The sequence below is a fragment of the Shewanella glacialimarina genome (assembly GCF_020511155.1).
GTDB lineage: Bacteria > Pseudomonadota > Gammaproteobacteria > Enterobacterales > Shewanellaceae > Shewanella > Shewanella glacialimarina.
This window is the reverse complement of the sequence record NZ_CP041216.1, coordinates 3340324-3363157: the sequence shown is the minus strand read 5'-3', so window position 1 is coordinate 3363157 and position 22834 is coordinate 3340324. Positions and strand designations below refer to the sequence as shown.

Annotated in this window: 18 protein-coding genes; 17 read left to right on the top strand and 1 reads right to left on the bottom strand. The window is 41.9% G+C overall.

The window, feature by feature from the left end; all coding sequences use genetic code 11:
* Window positions 1-8: 8 nt before the first annotated feature.
* Window positions 9-1316, bottom strand: coding sequence for an NAD(P)/FAD-dependent oxidoreductase (locus FJ709_RS14735; protein ID WP_226410776.1), 1308 nt, complete (start codon window positions 1314-1316; stop codon window positions 9-11).
* A 209-nt stretch (window positions 1317-1525) separates the two neighbouring features.
* On the opposite strand from FJ709_RS14735, the gene FJ709_RS14730 reads away from it, so the two are divergent.
* The 17 genes from FJ709_RS14730 (at window position 1526) to FJ709_RS14650 (ending at window position 22826) form a co-directional block, all read left to right on the top strand.
* On the top strand, window positions 1526-2074 hold the full coding sequence (locus FJ709_RS14730; protein ID WP_226410775.1) for a cupin domain-containing protein: 549 nt from the start codon (window positions 1526-1528) through the stop codon (window positions 2072-2074).
* Window positions 2075-2534: 460 nt separating this feature from the next.
* On the top strand, window positions 2535-3299 hold the full coding sequence (locus FJ709_RS14725; protein ID WP_226410774.1) for a gamma-glutamyl-gamma-aminobutyrate hydrolase family protein: 765 nt from the start codon (window positions 2535-2537) through the stop codon (window positions 3297-3299).
* A gap of 3 nt (window positions 3300-3302) precedes the next feature.
* A complete protein-coding gene (locus tag FJ709_RS14720; protein ID WP_226410773.1) occupies window positions 3303-4658 on the top strand; it encodes a glutamine synthetase family protein in 1356 nt (451 codons plus the stop codon).
* Between the two features lie 197 nt (window positions 4659-4855).
* A complete protein-coding gene (locus tag FJ709_RS14715; RefSeq protein ID WP_226410772.1) occupies window positions 4856-6226 on the top strand; it encodes an aspartate aminotransferase family protein in 1371 nt (456 codons plus the stop codon).
* Window positions 6227-6484: 258 nt separating this feature from the next.
* Window positions 6485-7585: a polyamine ABC transporter substrate-binding protein gene (locus tag FJ709_RS14710; protein ID WP_226410771.1), complete on the top strand. Its 1101-nt coding sequence runs from the start codon at window positions 6485-6487 to the stop codon at window positions 7583-7585.
* A 136-nt stretch (window positions 7586-7721) separates the two neighbouring features.
* Complete coding sequence (gene potA, locus FJ709_RS14705; RefSeq protein WP_226410770.1) at window positions 7722-8858, top strand: polyamine ABC transporter ATP-binding protein; 1137 nt, start codon at window positions 7722-7724, stop codon at window positions 8856-8858.
* A complete protein-coding gene (locus FJ709_RS14700) occupies window positions 8858-9754 on the top strand; it encodes an ABC transporter permease subunit (protein ID WP_404830062.1) in 897 nt (298 codons plus the stop codon). Before potA ends, FJ709_RS14700 begins: the two co-directional genes overlap by 1 nt.
* Window positions 9751-10569, top strand: coding sequence for an ABC transporter permease subunit (locus tag FJ709_RS14695; RefSeq protein WP_226410768.1), 819 nt, complete (start codon window positions 9751-9753; stop codon window positions 10567-10569). The genes FJ709_RS14700 and FJ709_RS14695 overlap by 4 nt, the downstream gene beginning before the upstream one ends.
* 403 nt (window positions 10570-10972) lie before the next feature.
* Window positions 10973-12259, top strand: coding sequence for an NAD(P)/FAD-dependent oxidoreductase (locus FJ709_RS14690; RefSeq protein ID WP_226410767.1), 1287 nt, complete (start codon window positions 10973-10975; stop codon window positions 12257-12259).
* 29 nt (window positions 12260-12288) lie between these two features.
* Window positions 12289-13737, top strand: coding sequence for an NADP-dependent succinate-semialdehyde dehydrogenase (gabD, locus tag FJ709_RS14685; protein WP_226410766.1), 1449 nt, complete (start codon window positions 12289-12291; stop codon window positions 13735-13737).
* Between the two features lie 11 nt (window positions 13738-13748).
* Window positions 13749-15026 carry a 4-aminobutyrate--2-oxoglutarate transaminase gene (gabT, locus tag FJ709_RS14680; protein WP_226410765.1) on the top strand — a complete coding sequence of 426 codons (1278 nt, stop codon included), beginning with the start codon at window positions 13749-13751 and terminating at the stop codon, window positions 15024-15026.
* Window positions 15027-15213: 187 nt separating this feature from the next.
* A complete protein-coding gene (locus FJ709_RS14675) occupies window positions 15214-17331 on the top strand; it encodes a methyl-accepting chemotaxis protein (protein ID WP_226410764.1) in 2118 nt (705 codons plus the stop codon).
* Window positions 17332-17970: 639 nt separating this feature from the next.
* Window positions 17971-18162 (top strand): hypothetical protein, encoded by a 192-nt coding sequence (locus tag FJ709_RS14670; protein ID WP_226410763.1) that lies wholly within the window; start codon window positions 17971-17973, stop codon window positions 18160-18162.
* Window positions 18163-18174: 12 nt separating this feature from the next.
* Window positions 18175-19164, top strand: a complete 990-nt coding sequence (locus FJ709_RS14665; protein WP_226410762.1) for a DUF1254 domain-containing protein — start codon at window positions 18175-18177, stop codon at window positions 19162-19164.
* A gap of 100 nt (window positions 19165-19264) precedes the next feature.
* Entirely contained in the window at window positions 19265-20710 is a 1446-nt protein-coding gene (locus FJ709_RS14660) for a DUF1254 domain-containing protein (protein WP_226410761.1), read from the top strand.
* Between the two features lie 99 nt (window positions 20711-20809).
* Window positions 20810-21622, top strand: coding sequence for a transporter (locus tag FJ709_RS14655; RefSeq protein ID WP_226410760.1), 813 nt, complete (start codon window positions 20810-20812; stop codon window positions 21620-21622).
* Window positions 21623-22163: 541 nt separating this feature from the next.
* Window positions 22164-22826 (top strand): RluA family pseudouridine synthase, encoded by a 663-nt coding sequence (locus tag FJ709_RS14650; protein ID WP_226410759.1) that lies wholly within the window; start codon window positions 22164-22166, stop codon window positions 22824-22826.
* The last annotated feature ends 8 nt before the right edge of the window (window positions 22827-22834 follow it).

Sequence of the window (22834 nt, the reverse complement as noted above, 5' to 3'; positions counted from 1 at the left end):
AAGTGAGATTAGAAAATATCTTTAAAACGATGATATAACATACCTGCCGCTAACATAGGCGAGCGAAAATGTGGCCCGCCTGGGAATGTCATGTGTTTTATCTGATCAAAAATATCAAACCGTTCGGCTTGCTCAGTGATAGCTTCGGCAATGAGTTTTGCTGCCATATGAGTGGCGTTGACGCCATGTCCTGAATAAGCTTGTGCATAGAAAATATTTTTAGCATCGGGTAATCGCCCTATTTGCGGCATTCTGTTAGCACCTATACCAATCATCCCTCCCCACTGGTAATCAATCTTAACCCCTTTAAGTTGCGGGAATACATGTTCTAAATTGGGCCGCAGTGCTGCTTCAATATTGCTGGGGTCTTTACCTGAGTAAGTGCATAAACCACCAAACAATAACCGATTGTCAGCGGATAAATGAAAGTAATCTAAGGCTACGCGCATATCTGCAAAAGCCATATTCTGTGGAATAATCGCTTGGCATTGCGCTGCAGTTAATGGCTCGGTCGCCAGTAAGTAACTGCCTGCCGGAAGTACCTTTCCGCCGACATAATCGTTAAGTTTATGGCCAATATACGCATTACCGGCCAAGACTAAAAACTGACAATTAACTTCACCATGTGCGGTTTTAACCACTGGTTTATCACCTTTGTAAATATGCTCCGCTGGGCTGTACTCAAAAATCTGTACCCCTAACTCACGGGCAACTCTTGCTTCACCCAGCACTAAGTTCAGCGGGTGTAAGTGACCACTGCCCATGTCGACTAACGCACCTTGATAGAAATCAGATTGGATAACGTCACTGATGTGTGCTTTATCAAGTAATTGAATATCATGTTGATAGCCCGCTTGTTTTAAGTCGGTAAACTCTTGCTCTAACTCATGCATGTGCCGAGGTTTTACTGCTAAGTCACAATAACCCATTGTTAAGTCGCATTGGATGTTGTGCTGTTGTACGCGTTGTTTAACAATTTCAACCGCTTCAAAGCCCATTTGCGTGATGGCGTTTACGCCCTCAGTGCCGATGACATTGTTAAATTGGTTGGCATCATGGCCAATACCACGAATTAGCTCTCCGCCGTTGCGCCCTGACGCTCCCCAACCGATGCGTTTCGCTTCTAAAACCGCCACGCTAAAGCCTTTTTGAGCCAGTTCTATCGCGGTATTTATACCCGTAAACCCACCGCCAACAATACAGACATCAACAGTGATAGATTCTGTTAGTTGTGGGTAGTCAAATAATTCTTTAACGCTGTGAAAGTAAAAAGAGTCAGGATATTTATCGCTATGGATAGGTGAGGGCTGTGACATAGCGTCTCCAATTAAGTGTAAATTATTAAAACAGGAATAATCTTTATCGATAGGTAATTTTTAATCGACAGATTGTGCATTTTATTTAACACTGAATTAAGCTAGAATACAATTCCTTTCACGTTAGTAAATACAATGATAAATTGCAGTGACATATTCGATGTCATCTAGTGTCATTCGAAACGGCTATTATTTTCAGGAGTAAGAAATTGGATATAGGGGCAAGCTTAAAAGCTGTTCGAAAAATGCGCGGTCTTTCCCAGCGCGAGTTAGCTAAGCGTGCAGGCGTGACCAATAGTACTATTTCAATGATTGAAAAAAACAGTGTTAGTCCTTCTATCAGCTCCTTAAAGAAGGTCCTCGCTGGGATCCCTATGTCATTGGTTGAGTTCTTTTCTATTGAGGAAGGCACTGTCGGTGAACAAAAAGTCGTTTATCGCTCTGAAGAGTTACTCGATATTGGTACCGGTGATTTAGTTTATAAGCTTATTGGTCGAGACTTCCCAAATCGTGCAATGTCACTGATGTATGAAACTTATCCGCCAAAAACAAGCACTGGCGATGACATGCTGCAGCATCGTGGCGAAGAGGGCGCTTATATTCTAGAGGGAAAAATTGAGCTTACTGTTGCCGATGAGACCTTTGTGCTGCACAAAGGCGATAGCTATTACTTTAAGAGTGAATTGCCACATAAGTTTGCAAATCCCTTCGAAGAGCCATGCCGTTTGGTCAGTGCAACCACGCCAGGTGATTTTTAGTATTTTCTGATTAATTGCAAAGTAGTGCGCATTACTTTGCAAACCTTTTTAGTCTGTTTTTTTGCGATAATTACGCTGTAATCTACTCCTGTAATGTAAATAATATTAAGCACTATATTGTTCTACATATGAAACTTTGTTTTCAAAAATCATCTGTATCCATATTAAAATTCATTATATCAAGATATTTTTATACTAGTTTACAACTGTTTATTCCTATTTTTAGTGCGCTTGCTTGACTAGGTTAGTGTGAAACTATAAAAGTTTGTGCTGTTGTATTATTGCTATTGCCTAGTGTTTAAATTAGGTGTAGTGTGTGAAAAAACGAACACGAATTATTAGTTTATTAAATAAATTATATATTGTGGAAATATCACAATTTTGAGTATTTAATGTTCAATGCTTTCCAAGTGTTTGAAAGAAATGCTGCATATTTGCAGTCCAACAGTGTAGGTGTGATATGTCTTTGTCAAAAGTCCCAATGATTGGGGTAGTGGCATGTAATCAACAAATAGGATTACACCCATTTAATATTGTGGGTGAAAAATACTTGCTCAGCGTCGTTAACGGTGCGAAAGGATTTCCTTTGGTTATCCCCTCTTTGGGTTTAGCCGTACCCGCCGCAGAATTACTTTCTCGCCTGGATGGCATTTTATTTACCGGTTCACCATCTAATGTGGAGCCACATCATTTTCAAGGTCCAGCTAGCGCAGAAGGCACTCATCATGATCCTAAGCGCGATGCGACTACCTTACCCCTAATTAAAGCGGCCATAGATGCTGGTGTGCCTGTGTTCGGTATTTGTCGTGGCTTTCAAGAGATGAATGTGGTCTATGGCGGCAGTTTGCACCAAAAACTGCATGAGGTCGGCCAATTTATTGAACACAGAGAAGATAAAACGGCTCCGGTAGATGTGCAGTATGGCTTGTCACATGCTATCGATATAGTGCCTGGTGGTTTACTTCATCAAGCTTGGGGCAGTGAACGTGCTGAAGTGAATTCAGTGCATACTCAAGGCGTCGACAGATTAGGCCCAGAATTAACACCAGAGGCGTATTCGCCAGACGGGTTAGTTGAAGCATTTTCTGTAAAAGGTGCTAAGGCTTTTGCGTTAGGAGTGCAATGGCACCCAGAATGGAAAGTGCAAGATAACCAGTTTTATTCATCAATTTTTGATGCATTCGGCAATGCGTGCCGTTTGCATGCAGCTAACCGAGAGAAATAACCAATGGATAAGTTAATTACGTTCCTAAAAGATAGAAAAATTACCGAAGTTGAATGTGTTATCAGTGACATGACCGGTATAGCTCGAGGCAAAATTGCTCCAGTTGACAAGTTTATTGATGAAAAAGGCATGCGTTTACCTGAAAGTGTATTGCTGCAAACGGTGACGGGTGATTTTATCGATGACGGTATTTTCTATTCACTACTTGATAAAGCCGATATCGATTTTGTGTGTGTGCCGGATGAGAATGCAGTATTCATGTTGCCTTGGACTGTAGAAGCTACCGCGCAAGTTATTCACGATTGTTATGATCGTATGGGTAACCCAATTGAACTATCACCACGTAATGTGCTTAAAAAAGTGCTTAAACTTTATGAAGATAAAGGTTGGGAACCCGTTATTGCACCAGAAATGGAGTTTTATTTAACTCAACGTAGTGATGATCATGATTTACCGCTTAAGCCTCCTATTGGACGCTCTGGTCGCCCTGAAGCTGGTCGTCAATCATTTTCAATCGACGCAGCAAATGAGTTCGACCCACTTTTTGAAGATATGTACGATTGGTGTGAGCTTCAAGGTTTAGATATTGATACCCTAATTCATGAAGATGGTCCTGCGCAGATGGAGATTAACTTCAGTCACGGCAATCCATTGTCGTTAGCGGACCAAGTGTTTATATTTAAACGTACACTTAAAGAAGCGGCATTAAAGCATAATGTGTGTGCTACGTTTATGGCTATGCCGGTTACTGATGAGCCAGGCAGTGCGATGCACATCCACCAAAGTGTGATTGATAAAAAAACCGGCAAAAACATCTTTACTAAAGAAGATGGTACTCAAAGCCAGTTGTTTTTAAATTATATTGCCGGCTTACAAACCTATATTCCTGAGTTATTGCCATTAATGGCGCCAAGTGTTAACTCTTTCCGTCGTTTTCTACCGGGCACCTCAGCACCAGTAAACTTAGAATGGGGCGTAGAGAACCGCACATGTGGTCTACGTATCCCTGAATCATCGCCAGAGAATCGTCGTATTGAAAACCGTATTCCAGGTGCTGATGCAAACTGTTACTTAACCATTGCAGCGAGTTTATTAGCTGGTTTCATTGGTATGGAAAAAGGCTTACGTCCTTCAAACCCTGTGACAGGTCGTTCGAATGAAAGTCGCACCAGTAACGAATACTGTTTACCGCTGACCCTAGAAGAAGCCTTGATTGCAATGCAAGAAAGTGAAGCGTGTATTGAGTATTTAGGTCAGTCTTTCACCACAGGTTTTGTGGCGGTTAAGCAAGCTGAACTTGAAAACTTCCGTCGCGTAGTCAGTTCTTGGGAGCGTGAGTTCCTGCTACTGACCGTTTAGTTTTAACGGTTAAGTGAGTATCTAATTAAGTTGCGAAGTTAGCCTGTTCGCAACTTAGTTTGATCAGTTGCTAGGTACTCTTAACTAGAAAGAGTGGCTCATTACGTCAGTCGAAGAGTTAATAATATTTTCAGATGATTACATAACAGCAGTCAGGACTGGTAAGTTGTCATTTTTGCCAGCTTAAAGGAACATGTATGACAAATTTAGCCTCTTTACAGCAAGCAGATAAAGCACATTTTATTCATCCATTTACAGACTCTAAAGCCCTTGGCGAGAAAGGCACTCGTGTTATTGAGCGAGCCGATGGTGTTTATATATGGGATGTCCAAGGTCATAAATTATTAGACGCAATGGCAGGGCTTTGGTGTGTAAATGTGGGTTATGGCCGACAATCAATTGTCGATGCCGCCTGTCAGCAGATGCAAAAACTTCCTTTCTACAACAGCTTTTTTCAATGTACTCATCCACCTGCTATTGAGTTAGCAAAAACCATTGCCGAACTAGCCCCTAAACACATGAATAGTGTGTTCTTTACCGGTTCGGGATCTGAATCAAACGACACAAACTTACGTATGGTGCGACGCTATTGGGACTTAAAAGGTCAACCCAATAAAAAAACAATTATCAGCCGACACAATGCTTACCATGGTTCTACCGTAGCGGGTGCAAGTTTAGGTGGCATGTCTGGCATGCACGAACAAGGGGATTTACCTATCCCCAAAGTAGTGCATATCGCACAACCCTATTGGTATGCCGAAGGGGGGGACTTAACGCCCGAAGCATTTGGTCTACAAGCTGCACAAACACTAGAAACTAAAATATTAGAGTTGGGTGAAGATAATGTTGCGGCATTTATTGCCGAACCTTTTCAGGGGGCTGGCGGTGTTATCATTCCTCCATCCACATACTGGCCTGAAATTAAACGTATTTTAGCTAAATATGACGTGTTACTTATTTTGGATGAAGTGATTAGTGGTTTTGGTCGAACTGGGCATTGGTTTGCCGCTGAATACTTTGACTTACAACCTGATTTTATTTCGATAGCAAAAGGCATGACATCTGGCTACGTGCCTATGGGTGGCGTAATAATTGCAGACCGTGTCGCGGATGTGATTAAACAACAATGTGGTGAATTTACCCACGGTTTTACCTACTCAGGTCATCCGGTTGCTGCGGCTGCTGCATTAGAAAATATCAATATTATCAAACGAGAAAAATTAGTTGAAAAAGTGGCTACTGAAACGGCACCGTATTTTCAACAACGCTTGCAACAATTAGCTGAGCATCCATTAGTGGGTGAGGTAAGAGGCTTAGGTCTGGTTGCTGCGATTGAGCTAGTGCAAGATAAAGCGAAACGCCAGCGTTTTTCAGCCAATATGGGTGTGGGAACTTGGTGTCGAGATTTCTGTATCGAGCATGGTTTGGTGATGCGGTCAGTGGGCGATACTATGATTATTTCTCCGCCACTGGTTATTACCAAGGCAGAGATCGATGAGTTGGTTGATAAGGCTTTAATGGCCCTAAATGACACCTATACTAAATGTTTAGCCAGTAAAGCATATTGATAACAATGACTGTGACGTTGAATGTTTATGAATGATTAGTGGTTTTTTAAGCAATTAGATTGTTACTATCTAGTAATTAAAAAGGTTTTTGATAGAATCCAAAAAAATTATAGCATTTGCATTTTGCTGTGATGTTACCGATGCAGAAATATGATGTAGCATTGGATAATTTCCTTTTTATAAGGGAATGATAATAACGCTTTAAAAGCGAATAACTGTCAGCACCGTCCTGACCATTATCCAAGTAAGGGAGAACATATGAAGCTACTTAACAAACTGTCTACCATTGCGCTTATTTCAGCGTCGGTATTTGCTAGCACTTCGCTGCATGCTGAAGAAGTTGTAAAGATGTACAATTGGTCTGACTATATCGCAGAAGATACCTTAGCAAACTTTGAAAAAGAAACAGGCATTCGTGTTATTTATGACGTGTTCGACAGTAACGAAGTTTTAGAAGCTAAATTGCTGTCTGGTCGCAGTGGTTATGACATAGTGGTTCCATCAAATCACTTTTTGGCTAAGCAAATCAAAGCGGGTGCCTTTCAAAAGCTAGATCGTACTAAGTTGACTAACTATGCCAACTTAAAACCGGACTTAATGAAGCAGCTTGAAAAAGCCGATCCTGCTAATGAGCATGCCGTACCTTATTTATGGGGCACTAATGGTATTGGCTATAACATCGATAAAGTTAAAGCTGTCTTAGGTGAAGATGCGCCATTTGATTCATTAGAGCTTATTTTTAATCCTAAATACGCAGAAAAAATCGCATCATGTGGTTTTTCAATGCTAGATTCTGCTGACGACATGCTTCCGCAAGCGCTTATTTATCTCGGTTTAGATCCAAACAGTAAAAATGCCGCTGATTATGAAAAAGCCGCAGAAGTACTTGCCAAAGTTCGTCCGTATATCACCTACTTCCATTCATCGCGTTATATTTCAGATCTCGCCAATGGCGATATTTGTGTAGCATATGGTTTCTCTGGCGATGTATTCCAGGCTGCAGCTCGAGCTGATGAAGCGGGTAACGGTAACAAAATTGGTTATTCAATTCCAAAAGAAGGTGCCAACCTTTGGTTTGATATGTTAGCTATTCCACAAGATGCCACAAACGTTGATAACGCCCATAAGTTAATTAACTATTTATTGCGTCCTGAGGTCATAGCACCTATCAGTAACTATGTTGCTTATGCTAACCCTAATGCTCCTGCACAGGCGCTAGTTGATGATGCAATCAAAAATGATCCAGCAATTTATCCACCACAAAGCGTAATCGATAAGCTGTACATTGGTGATATTCGCCCAATGAAAATTCAACGAGTTGTGACACGTGCTTGGACTAAAGTGAAATCTGGCCAGTAGTCAGATCCACATATTAGGGCAAGGTAACTTGCCCTAAATACTTAGCCCTTTCATCAATCAGATTTTAATGTTCTTTGTAACCCCAAATAATAATCAAAGTTACAGAACACATACTCCAACTAGGCGGAGCAGTATCATGGAAAACAACTCGGGCGTCACTAATAAACCAACCACAAAGACGCAAGATAAAGTACTCCTTAAAATTGATCGAATTAGTAAACTATTTGATGATGTCCGCGCAGTCGACAATGTGTCACTGACCATTAATCAAGGTGAAATTTTCGCATTATTAGGTGGCTCAGGCTCAGGGAAATCTACCCTATTACGTATATTGGCCGGTTTTGAAAAGCCGACTGAAGGTCGCATTTTTCTGGACGGTGTCGATATTACCGACATGCCTCCCTATGAACGCCCTATCAATATGATGTTCCAATCCTATGCATTATTTCCACATATGACGGTAGAACAAAATATTGCCTTTGGCTTAAAACAAGACAAAATGCCTAAAGCTGATATTGCTCAACGCGTTGAGGAAATGCTCAAGTTGGTGCACATGGAAACATATGCTAAGCGTAAACCACACCAATTATCGGGTGGTCAGCGTCAACGTGTCGCCTTGGCTCGTTCATTAGCTAAAAGACCTAAACTATTACTACTTGATGAGCCTATGGGCGCATTAGATAAAAAGCTGCGTACTCAAATGCAGTTAGAAGTGGTCGATATTCTTGAAGCCGTCGGCGTGACCTGTGTCATGGTAACTCACGATCAAGAAGAGGCCATGACCATGGCCGGGCGGATTTCGATAATGAATGAAGGCTGGATTGCACAAACTGGCAGCCCAACAGACATTTATGAGGCGCCTAATAGCCGTATGGTTGCTGAGTTTATTGGCACAGTAAATTTATTTAAAGGCGATATTATTGCCGATGAAACCGATCACGCCATTATTAAATCACACACTTTAAAACAACCTTTTTATATTGGACACGGTATTTCTACCAGTTTAGATAATAAGACTGTGATGCTTGCTGTGCGCCCTGAAAAAACCATCATTACCCGTGAACAACCTGAAGGTGAGTATAACTGGGCCAGAGGCGTAGTACATGATATTGCCTATTTAGGTGGCGTTTCAGTGTTTTATATTAAGCTAAGGAACAAGCAAATTGTTCAGTGCTCAATGATTAACCGTGAACGCCGATCGGATCACCCAACATGGGAAGAAGAAGTCTTTATCAGTTGGGAAGACACCAGCGGGGTTGTATTGCAATCATGATGAATCCATTTAAACGCCTAAAAGGCCGACATTTGACCATGGGTATTCCTTACCTATGGTTATTGATGTTCTTTGCGCTGCCTTTCGCGATTGTGTTGAAGCTGAGTTTTTCAACTGCTGCGATTGCTATTCCTCCCTACGAGGCAACCTTTAGCTTTATTGATGAGACATTATCCATCTTTTTGAATTTTGGTAACTATTTACTATTGTTACAGGATTCAATGTACTACGTTGCCTATTTAACCTCACTTAAAATGGCACTCATTGCCACCTTAGGTTGTTTGTTATTAGGCTTCCCTATGGCTTATGCCATTGCTAGAGCGCCAACACGATTTCAACCTGTGTTATTACTGTTAGTAATGCTGCCATCATGGACATCATTTTTGATCCGTATTTATGCCTGGATGGGTATTTTAAGTAACACTGGCTTAGTGAATAACTTCTTAATCTGGCTTGGGGTCATTTCTGAGCCTATTCAAATGCTCAATACTAACTTTGCCGTCTATATTGGTATTATTTATGGCTACCTGCCATTTATGATTTTGCCCTTGTACGCGACCCTTGTGAAACTGGATATGAGCTTAATTGAAGCCGCATCTGATTTGGGTTCTAGTAGTCTCAATACCTTTTGGAAAATTACGCTGCCTTTATCAATGGGGGGAGTGGTAGCAGGCTCAATGCTTGTGTTTATTCCAGCGGTTGGTGAGTTTGTTATTCCTGAGCTACTAGGTGGCCCTGATTCATTGATGATTGGTAAAGTATTGTGGCAAGAGTTCTTTAATAACCGTGATTGGCCTGTGGCGTCATCATTGGCTATTGTCATGCTAGCACTGCTAATTGTGCCAATTACCTTGTTCCATCGCTATCAATCACGTGATATGGAGAACGATGCATGAAAAAATTAAGTTTCTCTAAAATCATGCTGTGGTTCGGCTTACTTTTTCTGTATGCCCCGATGCTTATTTTGGTTATTTACTCTTTTAATGAATCAAAATTGGTCACAGTCTGGAGTGGGTTTTCACCAAAATGGTACGGTGAACTGTTTCAAGATGAACAGATTTTAAGTGCCGTATGGGTGAGTTTACGTATCGCATTTTACAGTGCAACTATGGCGGTCATTATTGGCACTATGGCAGCATTTGTCATGACACGTTTTCGTCGCTCATGGGCTAAGTTAACCTTATCTAACATGATCACCGCGCCATTGGTTATGCCTGAAGTGATCACCGGTTTATCTTTACTGTTATTGTTTGTGCAAATGGCTGATACTTTTGGTTGGCCAACTGAACGCGGAATGCTAACAGTTTGGATAGCTCACTCAACATTTTGTGCCGCTTACGTAGCCGTTGTGGTGTCGTCAAGATTGCGCGAGTTAGACAGATCAATTGAAGAAGCTGCGATGGATTTAGGGGCCACGCCGCTTAAAACCTTCTTCTTGATTACGGTTCCTATGATATCGCCAGCCTTAATTGCTGGTTGGTTATTATCGTTTAGCTTGTCATTAGATGACTTAGTAATTGCCAGCTTTGCTTCCGGGCCGGGTTCAACAACCTTGCCTATGGTAGTGTTTTCATCAGTGCGTTTAGGAGTGTCGCCTAAGATTAATGCGTTAGCGACCATTATTATTTTTGCAGTGTCTCTTGTTGCATTTCTGTCCTGGTATTTTACTCGACGGGCAGAAAAGAAAGCGCAAAAAGCGATGGAGTCATAGGGTATTACCTTGAAATAATAGAAGCGCGTAATGATGATATTTTGATTCATCAACGCGCTTTTTTTTTATCTGTAGCCAGTCATTACTCAAGTACGAGCCTAGAATAAACTTTTTTAGATTAGCGCTCGAGTATTTCATCTTTAATGGGCTTTCTTGTGGGTCACTTGTCGGTTTAATTAGGTCACCATCACTTAGATACCAAAATTTAGATAACCCAAACTTATCAAAACAAGCTGTATTCGTGCCCATTAGTCATGCTAATAATAGTGTCGGATTATGGTTCTAGAGTGTTTAATATTTTCAACAAACTGTAAATAATTATACATTTTTGGCTAGTTTTTATAATGTCCTAGGTGTAGGATGAGACAGTTATATTTTACTATGTACATATAAAGGAAGTGCTATGTCTGCTACACCTCATACTAGTTCATATTACGCCGCATCGGCCAACGATAAAGTTGAACGCCCTCGTCTAGAATCTGTTATAGAAACAGATGTTTGTATTGTTGGCGCAGGTTATACCGGCTTATCAGCGGGGCTTCATCTTTTAGAAAGTGGCATGAGGGTAGTTATCCTTGAGGCCGCCAGAATTGGCTGGGGTGCATCTGGCCGAAATGGCGGTCAAATTGTTAACTCTTTTAGCCGTGACATAGACAGTATTGAAAAAGTAGTAGGCAAAGAGCAAGGCAAACTTTTTGGTGAAATGGCATTTGAAGGCGGGCGTATCATTCGTGAACGCATTGCCAAATATAACATTGACTGTGATTTAAAAAATGGTGGTGTTTTTGCAGCCATGAATAAAAAACAAATGGGCCATTTACGTTCACAAAAAGACTTGTGGGAAGCCCATGGACATAATCAACAACTTGAAATATTAGATCACGATGCTATCCGTAAGGTGGTTGATACCGACCTATATGTTGGCGGTTTATTAGATAAAAGTGGCGGCCATATTCATCCTTTGAATTTAGCATTAGGTGAAGCCCGTGCGGTTGAATCTTTAGGTGGATTAATTTTTGAAGACTCTGCTGTTATTAATATTGACGATGGTGCATCACCGGTGGTGCATACAGCGCAAGGTCAAGTTAAATGTAAGTTCGTAGTTGTTGCTGGTAATGCCTATTTAGGTAAGTTACTGCCTGAATTACACGCTAAGTCTATGCCATGTGGTACTCAAGTAGTGACTACAGAGCCTTTATCTGATGAGATGGCTGCCAGTATTTTACCGCAAGATTATTGTGTCGAAGATTGTAACTATCTACTCGACTACTACCGTTTAAGCGGTGATAAGCGGTTAATTTTTGGTGGCGGTGTGGTGTATGGTGCACGTGACCCCGCCAATATCAAAGCGCTTATAGAACCTAAGTTGCTGAAAACATTCCCACAACTTAAAGGGATTAAAATTGATTATGCTTGGACAGGTAATTTCTTAATGACCTTGTCGCGTTTGCCACAAGTTGGCCGTATTGGCCACAATATTTATTACTCTCAAGGTTGTAGCGGCCATGGTGTGACATACACACACCTTGCCGGAAAACTGATCGCAGAAATGCTAAATGGCCAAGCTACTCGCTTTGATGCATTTGCGGCATTACCTCATTATCCGTTTCCTGGTGGACACGCCTTAAGAGTGCCTTTCAGTGCTATTGGTGCTTGGTATTACACTATGCGCGATAAGTTTGGCGTATAAGTTTTGGTATTTAGATTAAGGAAATCATCATGGTATTGAATGACCCAAGTTTATTACAACAGCAATGCTATATCGATGGCCAATGGGCCAGTGCAAACTCTGGTGACACCATTGCGATAGCAAACCCGGCCAATCATGACATTATCGGCCATGTACCTGTAATGGGCGCAGCCGAAACATTGGCTGCCATCGATGCGGCGAATAAAGCATTACCTGCTTGGCGTGCACTAACGGCTAAAGAGCGTAGTAGCAAATTGCGTCGTTGGTTTGAGTTATTAATCGAAAACGCTGATGATCTTGCGTTGCTGATGACAACCGAGCAGGGCAAGCCGTTAGCTGAAGCAAAAGGCGAAGTCACTTATGCAGCGTCATTTATTGAATGGTTTGCTGAAGAAGCTAAGCGTATTTATGGCGATACTATTCCTGGCCATCAAGCTGATAAAAGACTGACAGTTATCAAACAACCTGTGGGTGTTACTGCGGCAATTACGCCTTGGAATTTCCCCGCTGCTATGATTACCCGAAAGGCAGCACCGGCATTAGCTGCTGGTTGTACTATGGTGGTTAAACCTGCGGAGCAAACTCCCTTTACTGCATTAGCATTGGCTGAATTAAGCCGCCGAGCGGGTATTCCAGCAGGGGTATTTAGTGTGGTTACAGGCAATGCTATTGAAATTGGTAATACCCTGTGTGATAGCCCTATTGTGCGAAAATTATCTTTTACAGGTTCAACTGGGGTTGGTATCAAGCTGATGGCGCAGTGTGCGCCTACGCTTAAAAAATTATCATTAGAATTAGGCGGTAATGCGCCATTTATTGTGTTTGATGATGCAGACATAGATGCCGCAGTCGAAGGTGCAATGATTGCTAAATATCGCAATGCAGGTCAAACCTGTGTGTGTGCTAACCGTATCTATGTGCAAGCAGGAGTATATGACACTTTCATCCAAAAATTTGCCGATGCTGTCGCCAAGTTGAAAGTAGGACATGGCACTGAACAAGGTGTCACCATTGGACCACTGATAAATGCCAATGCTGTAGCAAAAGTGCAAAGTCATTTAGATGATGCGTTAGCAAAAGGTGCCAGTGTGGTTACCGGTGGCAACCCCCACGCATTAGGCGGTTTCTTTTTTGAGCCGACCATAGTGCGTGATGTCAATAAAACCATGTTAGTTGCCCGCGAAGAAACCTTTGGTCCTTTAGCGCCAATCTTCAAGTTTGATAGTGTAGATGATGTAATTAACCAAGCCAACGATACAGAGTTTGGTTTAGCAGCCTATTTTTATGGCCGTGATATTTCATTAGTTTATAAAGTGGCTGAAGCACTAGAGTACGGCATGGTTGGTGTTAACACTGGGCTTATTTCGACAGAAGTTGCGCCATTTGGCGGAATAAAATCTTCAGGTTTAGGCCGTGAAGGGTCAAAATTTGGCATCGAGGAATACCTCGAAATGAAATATATCTGTATGTCTGTTTAAGGGTATAGGCAATGAATAAAACAAATGAACAATTAATGGCTCGTCGCCAAGCAGCTGTTGCGCAAGGCGTAAGTCAAATTCATCCGCTTTTCATAGAGCGGGCTGAAAATGCTACCGTATGGGATGTCGAAGGTCGTGAATATATCGATTTTGCTGGTGGTATTGCGGTGCTTAACACTGGCCACTTACACCCAAAAGTAAAAGCTGCGGTACAAGCGCAATTAGATGATTTTTCCCATACTTGTTTTATGGTGCTAGCGTATGAAAGCTACGTCGAAGTGTGTGAAAAATTAAATCAGTTAGTGCCAGGTGACTTTGCTAAAAAAACAGCGTTGTTTACTAGCGGCTCTGAAGCGGTAGAGAACGCGGTTAAAGTTGCCCGCGCTTATACAAAGCGTGCTGGTGTTATTGCTTTTACCTCAGGTTATCATGGCCGTACTATCGCGGCATTGGCATTGACCGGTAAAGTAGCCCCTTACAGCAAAGGCATGGGACTGATGTCTGCTAACGTTTTTAGGGCTGAGTTTCCGTGTGAGTTACATGGTGTGTCTGAAGATGCCGCAATGGCTTCAATTGAGCGTATTTTTAAAAATGATGCTGAGCCGAGTGACATTGCCGCCATTATTTTAGAGCCCGTACAAGGTGAGGGTGGCTTTTATGCCGCCACGCCAAGCTTTATGAAACGTTTACGTGAATTGTGCGATACCCACGGCATAATGCTTATTGCTGATGAAGTGCAAACTGGTGCTGGCCGTACCGGAACCTTTTTTGCCATGGAGCAAATGGGCGTAGCCGCTGACATTACCACTTTTGCTAAATCGATAGCGGGTGGCTTTCCGCTATCAGGTATCACTGGCCGCGCTGAAGTGATGGACGCTATTACTGCCGGTGGCTTAGGCGGTACTTATGGTGGCAGTCCACTGGCTTGTGCAGCAGCTTTGGCGGTGATTGAAGTCTTTGAGCAAGAAAAGCTACTTGAGCGAGCCAACACTTTAGGCACACGCATTAAAGCCTCAATAACCACTATGCAAAGTAAGTATAGCCAAATTGCTGAAGTGCGTGGCTTAGGTGCAATGATTGCCATTGAGTTAATGGAAAATGGTCAGCCTGCGCCACAATATTGTCCAAAAGTATTAGTGGAGGCCCGTAACCGCGGATTAATTTTACTATCTTGCGGCACCTACGGAAATGTCCTGCGAGTATTAGTGCCTTTAACGGCGCCTGATGCACAAGTTGATGCCGGTTTAGCGATTATGGATGAAGTCTTTAATGTTGTTTTTAATGGCTAAATACAATTAACGTCCCAATACGTTAAGTACAAAGTAAGCCCTATTGAGAAATAGGGCTTTTTTGTCAGTTTTTATCGCTCTTTTTATTGTTTTTTCATCCTATTATTAGAATCTTGACTAGACTTAAAGTCGTATGCGCAATGTTTAGCGTACCTATAAAGACATAATAAGAAAGTGGAGTAACAATATGAAGGCATTGCCTGTCAAAACGAAATTACTTTGGATCACATCAGGGTTGTTTTTACTTATCGTGCTGACATTATCACTTAGCTTATGGTGGGGATTAAGCGACAAAAATAAAATTCTAGCGCAAGAAATGAACACCACGTTACAACAAGAAATTAGCCAAAAACTGTCCGCTAGGGCTGCTGAGTATGGTCAACAAATTGCGGGGTTTATTAATGAGGCTTACCGTATCCCTTATTCTTTTTCAGGAATGGTTGAATATACGTCTGTTCAGGATCCCCTTGCCCGTTCAAAGTTAGCAGACTTGCTGATAGCTAATTTACGTAAAAATGCTCAAATATCATCAATGTATGCTCAATTTGAATCCAATGGTTATGATGGACGCGATAGTGAATATTTAAATGGCTTTAGTCATAGCGTTCCTGGCAATGGTGGCTTAGAACTTTATTACACTCGCAATGATGATGGCACTGTTGAGCACCAACAGGTGGATGATGCTGCCGAAAAGTATGTCGCGACATTAAATGAATTTGGGATCAGGGAAGCTGAATGGTATCTGTGTGTTAAAGACAGTAAAAGTCCCTGTTTAATGGAGCCTTATTTATATGAGATATCTCCAGGCAATAATGCCCTAATGACTTCACTGACCGTTCCTGTTGTAGTGAATAATCAATTTAAAGGCATGGTCGGAGTTGATGTTAATTTACCTATATTTCAAAAGCTTATTGATAAATTATCTCAAAGTCTTTATCAAGGGGCGGCAAAAGTAACCTTATTAAGTGAGCGAGGGCTTGTGGTTGCAGCAAGTCATTATAACAAAATGGCTCGGCCTTTTGCTGAATCAGTCTCTCCTCAAAAAGCGTCTGAATTAATGGAGCTGCATAAAAATAATAAAGTTTATAGTGATGATGACATGATAGCAGTGGCATTTCCTATTTTAATTCCACTCGCTAATGCGACCTGGTCATTGGTTATTGAAGTGCCAAAAGAACAAGCCTTTGCTGCTATCACTAAAATGGATACTGCGATGGATGACATGGCGACTTCATTAGGCAGTTTATTGTTAGTTTTAGGCGTAATTGTGTCTGTAGTCGCAATCGGTGTGATTAGTATAGTTATCCGCAGCATTATTTCACCACTGAATATGATCCAGCAAAGGGTAGAGAATTTAGGCAGTGCAGAAGGGGATTTAACCCAATCCATTCATGTAGATTCCCATGCCGAACTGATTGCATTAGCAAAAGGTTTTAACTTATTTATTACCAAATTGAGGGACTTGATTATCGGCCTTAAAGGTTTGGCCGATCGTTCACAATCTGAAAGTCAAAAGTCAGCCAAAATTGCTCAGTTGACCCGTGAAAGTGTGAATCGCCAATATGCTGAAATTGATAGTGTTGTCACCGCCGTTAATCAAATGAGTGCAGCAGCCTTAGAAGTGGCTAAAGCATCAGAGCAAACTGCGCATGAAACCGAATCTATGACTAAGAATGTTAAAGAAGGCGAACAGCGTCTAACTCAAGCCATGAGTTATGTGAATGACATGTCTGTTGAATCTGCTCAAGCGCAAAAAGCGGTTGAATTGGTTTCTCAAAGTAGCGGCAATATTAGTGGCATTCTAGAGGTGATTAGTTCCATTGCTGGGCAAACTAACTTGTTAGCGTTAAATGCGGCAATTGAGGCGGCAAGAGCGGGCGAGCAAGGACGTGGTTTTGCAGTGGTGGCTGATGAGGTTCGTGCATTAGCGTCAAAAACACAAAACTCCACTGATCAAATCACTAAACTGATTGATTCGCTGCAATCAGAAGTAAGAAATGCATCCAATATTATTGATAAAGGCGCTAAAGGGGCTCAGTTGGCTGTAGAGCAAACTGAAATGGCATTATCATCGCTTAATGCTATTGTGGTGCAAATTAATGAGGTGTCATCACAGGTGACCCATATCGCTGCTGCAGCAGAAGAGCAAAGCATGGTAACAGAAGAAGTGAGCCGCAATATTACTGGCATATCTGATTCCGCAGCAGAATTATCACAGCTTGCTGATCAAGCGCAGCAAAGCAGTCATTCGCTTGCTGAGTTAGTACAACAACAGCACACCGAACTTGGTCGATTGAAAACGTAAACGATGACACCTATTGTCGGTTATAAGTTTTATGTTGTCATAATGGATAGAAGATTGAGCGCAAATATCTGATTTTCCTATAAATGACATTAGCCTGAATATTTCACTCATTTAAGCCCAAAGCTTGTTAGCTTTGGGGCTTTTTTTCTAAGTAAAATCTAAATTATTCTTATACTTAAAAGCACTCAATAATTAATTCAATACAATCTATTACCTGCTGATGATTTTAACACACCAATACTCAAGACTCGCTCTAATGCAACTCATTGTGTGGGGAAGATGAAAATGTTCCCGGTCAAGAAAAAGTAAATAGTCAGTGATAAATGTATTGTCTAATGCATGACATTGAAAAGTTAAAATAAAACTCGAGTTAATAGACTATTAGGAGTCATTCATGGCTGGATTTTCCTCTGCAACTATTTTTAAAGGTCGTCATACTTACAAAAATTCATCGCGAAAGGGATTGTTAATAAAAACAGAGGTTTTAATTGAATTATTTAACAAAGTCAGCTAATAAATTTATAAATAAATTTATAAAAAAACATCTACTTATAACAATTGGTTGGTTAAATGAACACCTTATACCCGTTGAGAAAGAACACAGTAATATTTTAACTACAATTACGGAAATACAAGACTATGATTATCTTAAAGATAAAGGGAAAACTCACAGCTACGATATTGTCAGCACTGCTCGCATTCAATGTTTTTGCTGTCGAACCAGCTGCATTTGAACCATCTGTTGGCCAACTTCACGCCTACAAAGCTTACCACCATGCAGAATACTTGAAAGCAACCGCTAAGCAAGCGGGTGGCACGAACACCTTGTAGCACACTCGCCAATTGCCTACTGAAGGCGCAGATCCCGTGGTTACGCCCAGCTTAGACCACCTTTACACCAAAGCAGTTATCGATACAACTAAGGGCCCTGTGTACTTAGACATGCCAGTTGTTGAAGGGCGTTACTTCTCGATGGAAATTCATGATCAGGAACACTACGCCACATTCTACAAGTTGCGTCCATCCGGTAAATTTGTGTTCGCTTATTACAAAGACACAACAGAATTCCCAGCTGATGTCACTGTCATCAGAAATCGCGGTCATTACCCACACCTATTTATTCGCACCCAATTGTTTGATACCGCCGATTTGCCAACTAATCACGCCATTCAAGACCAAATAAAACTTACCGGCCCTGTTGGTAAAGTTGACTACGACAATGCAATCAAGTGGACTTTGGCGACGCATGATGTATACCCACAGAACAAGGGCGTGATGGATGACCAATTGACCTATAACGCTGAAACACATGCCAAAATGTTCAAATATATCTCTGATTATTCTGCGTCCGTGAAAAGTAGCGCAGGCATGTTTGAGGCAATTGACGACCCTGATGGTTCAAATGATCCAAAGGTTCGTGCTTCGGGTATTATCGGGCACCTTGGATTACCAATCAAAATAGCTGTGTACGGCGCTAGCTTTGTTGATTGTGAGAACACGCCACTTAATGGCGATAAAGACTTCACCATCACCATGAACTACACACCTGAAGTGAGCGAATTCTGGTCAGTCACCCGATATAGCGGTTTGACGCGCAACACGATTGCCGATCACAACGACATCTTCAACGCTTATAACACTAAGCCTGATGGCAATGGCAACATCACCATCACGTTCTCACCTAAAGAGCCTAAAAACTTACCCGTGGGCCATTACTGGATGTACGTTAATGCGGGTGAGCCTTACTACTTTGTTAGCCGTTACTACCACCCAACCGTTGATGCTGACACCCTGTTAAAACACAACGATTTGTGTAAGAAACAAACAATTTGATGCAGGCCGCCTAGGATAGGCGGCCTGTTTTATTTTTGAGTTATGTATTAAAAAGCAATAAGCAAATTTACAAGCCCAACGCATACTAAAGGGTACGACGATGAAAACTACAAAGACAAAAAGTAAGCTGGCCACCACGATATTTTCTGGGCTATTTGCAGCCATTATGGCTTCAAGTGTTTATGGACAGGATTTTCATCAAGGTTATCCTGCAAACACTAAATCAGTTCAGAACCTCTATGACGAAATGGACATGCAGCGAGCAACACAGGCTTATATGTGGTCATTCCCTGCTGTCTCCTTCCAGTCTATGTATGAGGGTTCTAAAGCGGAAGGTCTCAATTACGGCGATATGATCATCGCCGATGATTATGCCAACTCCAACAGCCTGTTTCTTACCGCTAATACCACCACCATTTACGCGCAGTCCAACTTCACGCTGAAGGATGGTCCTGTTGTTATTGATGTACCCAACGCACGCTTCGTAGGGATGGTTGATGACTACTGGCAACGGTCATTGACCGATATTGGTTTGGCTGGACCGGACAAAGGCAAGGGGGCGAAATATTTTTTTGTGCCGCCAGCTTATACCGGTGAAATTCCGAGTGAAGGTTACATCGTTATCCAGGCAACTCAAAACAGTCACAATTTCATGATTCGTGGTCTGGTGGATAATGGTGATGTTGGTGCTGCTGTAGCGTCGATGAAAAAAACAAAAGTTTATCCTTATGCTGAACGCGCAAGTCCAAAGCCCAATAGTTTCGTCTCGCTAACCGATGCAAAAATCGATACGCTCCCGCATGTCGGCCTTGAGTATTGGCAACGTCTGTCGAACTTCATCAATGACAACCCTGTTGAAGAGCGCGATCGTTTCTTCATGGCATCACTGAAATTTCTCGGTATTGAAAAGGGTAAACCTTTCAACCCCGATGCGAGACAGAAGAAAATCTTGCTGGAAGGTGCTCAACTTGGCGATGCTATGGCACGTGCCACCCTGTTTGCACCTCGTATTGAAGGGGCTCAAGTTTGGGAAGGTCGTTCATGGAAATGGGCGGTGCTGCTCAAACCTGATCAGCGTGGTGAAAACTACGAACAGATTGATGAGCGTTTGCATTGGTTCTATGGCGCAATCTACATGACGCCAGCGATGGCTTTGCGTGGACCAGGCCCTGGCTCGCAATACATCCAGACCTTTGTTGATAGTAAACACAACTGGTTGGATGGTGCGAATAGCTACAAGCTGACTATTCCTGCGAATGTACCAGCCAAAGATTTTTGGTCGATTACGTTGTACGATTCTGAAACTCGCTCGCTGGTGCAAAACAAGAGCACACAACCAGCGGTTTCATCTTATGACAAACTGAAGGTCAATGCAGACGGTTCAGTTGACTTGTACTTTGCCCCCAAGGCGCCAAAAGGTTTTGAAAGCAACTGGATTGAAACACTACCTAAAAAAGGGTTCTTTGTCTGGCTCCGTGCTTATCATCCGACCGAAGGTCTCTTTGACGGTTCATGGAAGTTATCAGATGTAGAAAGGGTAAAATAAGTATATTGCGATTAGCAACCAGTTGCAGCGGACGGGGTTAATGCCCCGCCACTGAACCGGATCGTTAGGCCTACAGCCAACAACTGAAGAAGTAAAGTCATGAAAATGAAAAATAAAGCTATTTTTGCATTTGCTACGTTTAGTGTTACGCAAACTCTATGCTTAACGGCTTTTGCCGATGAGGCTGATGATTTAGCTAAAAAACTCGCCAATCCAGTGGCGGCATTAATCAGTGTACCGATCCAAGCCAATTTTGATGAAAATATTGGCGCCAATGAACAGGGCTCAGTGTTGCGCATCAACATTCAACCTGTGATCCCGGTATCAATAAGTGATGACTGGAATCTTATCTCTCGTACTATTTTGCCGGTCATTAAACAGAGCGATATTCCTGTTGCAGGGGCGGGGGAATCCGGTCTGGGCGATGTATTGCAAAGCGTTTTCTTCTCACCCAAACAGCCATCTGCCAGTGGTTTAATCTGGGGTGTTGGACCGGTACTGCTGTTAGATACCGCGTCTGACGCAGCATTAGGCGGCGAAAAGTGGGGCGCTGGGCCAACTGGTGTGGTACTTAAGCAGGATGGAGCTTGGACTTATGGGGTGTTGGCTAACCATGTAACCTCCTTTGCTGGAGAAGATAGTCGTAGTGATATAAATGCAACCTATGTGAATCCCTTTGTTAGTTTTATTACGCAGAGCAAAACGACCTATGGATTCAATATTGAGCACACCTATGACTGGGAAGCTGAAGAGCCCACCACGCTGGTGAACTTGACAGCTAACCAGTTATTTAAAGTGGGCGATCAGCTATTACAGGTAGGTGGTGGTTTTCGTTACTGGACGGCGTCGCCAGATAACGGCCCGCATGACTTAGGGTTTCGCCTACAATTAACGCTGCTATTTCCAAAGTAGTATATAAAATGTATATTTTTAAGCCGTAAAAAAGCCTATTCCTATAGCATAAAGCATGTCATTTAATCTGGGCTCGGCACTTGCCAAGCCCAGCAAGCAGTGCATCGCACAAATACTTAAATGTTATTTTGCCAAAAACCATAATGAACTATGCTCGGACTGTACTATTCTATGTCGCTATTTTTATTCAAATAGTTTTTATTTCATCTGCTTATTTGTTGTAGTTCGAGCCATAATGTCCATCAAAAAACTCAAACGTAACAAGAGCAGTTGGTTAAACTCGACTTTGCTACACACTTAACCCACTATGCTTGTCTGCTTCTATTGACGCTTATCTTGTCACTATAGTTAGCAAAATATGAGTACAGAGAGCTAAAACCTAGCCGCCTAGCCATTTCTGTTTCAAAATGAGTTAACTGACGCCTAAAGTGCCTCTTTGGGCTGTGGAGACAATCCTAATTTAATTGCTATCATGATAATTAAATTAGCCTTATGGTCAGCATTTGTTTATGCTCCTTTTTTGCCTCATGCTTTGCTTGTTATGACTGAATTTATTGCCCCACCTTGTCTTGAAAACATTGAAATACTGTTTCAAGATGAACACCTATTATTAATTAATAAACCTTCAGGTTTATTAAGTTTGTCTGGTAAAAATCCGCTTAATATCGACTCGGTTCACTATCGTTTAGTGAAAGACTATCCAGGTTGTACTTTGGTGCATCGTTTGGATTTTGGTACCTCAGGTATCATGCTGGTGGCATTAAATAAACAGATTAATGGACTGTTAACTCAGCAATTTCAAAACGGTTTAGTCGATAAAACCTATACAGCGATATTATTGGGTGAGATGCCAAGTCATCAAGGGGATATTAAGCTGCCGATCGCCAAAGATGATTTTCCATTAATGAAAATTTGCCATATAAGTGGAAAAGCGGCTCATAGTCACTATCAAGTTATTGACTCTGAACACATAACTGGTGGTCAGCAAGTGACAAAAGTGACTTTTACACCAATAACGGGTCGAACCCATCAACTGCGCATACACAGCCAGCAAATAGGGCATCCAATTATTGGCTGCGATCTCTACCCTATTGGTCAATCACAATCTATGGCGAATAGGTTAATGCTACATGCCACTTCGCTTTCATTCATCCACCCAGTCAGTGGCGAGCGAATGAATACTCAATGTATTAGCCCTTTTTAACCCTTTTG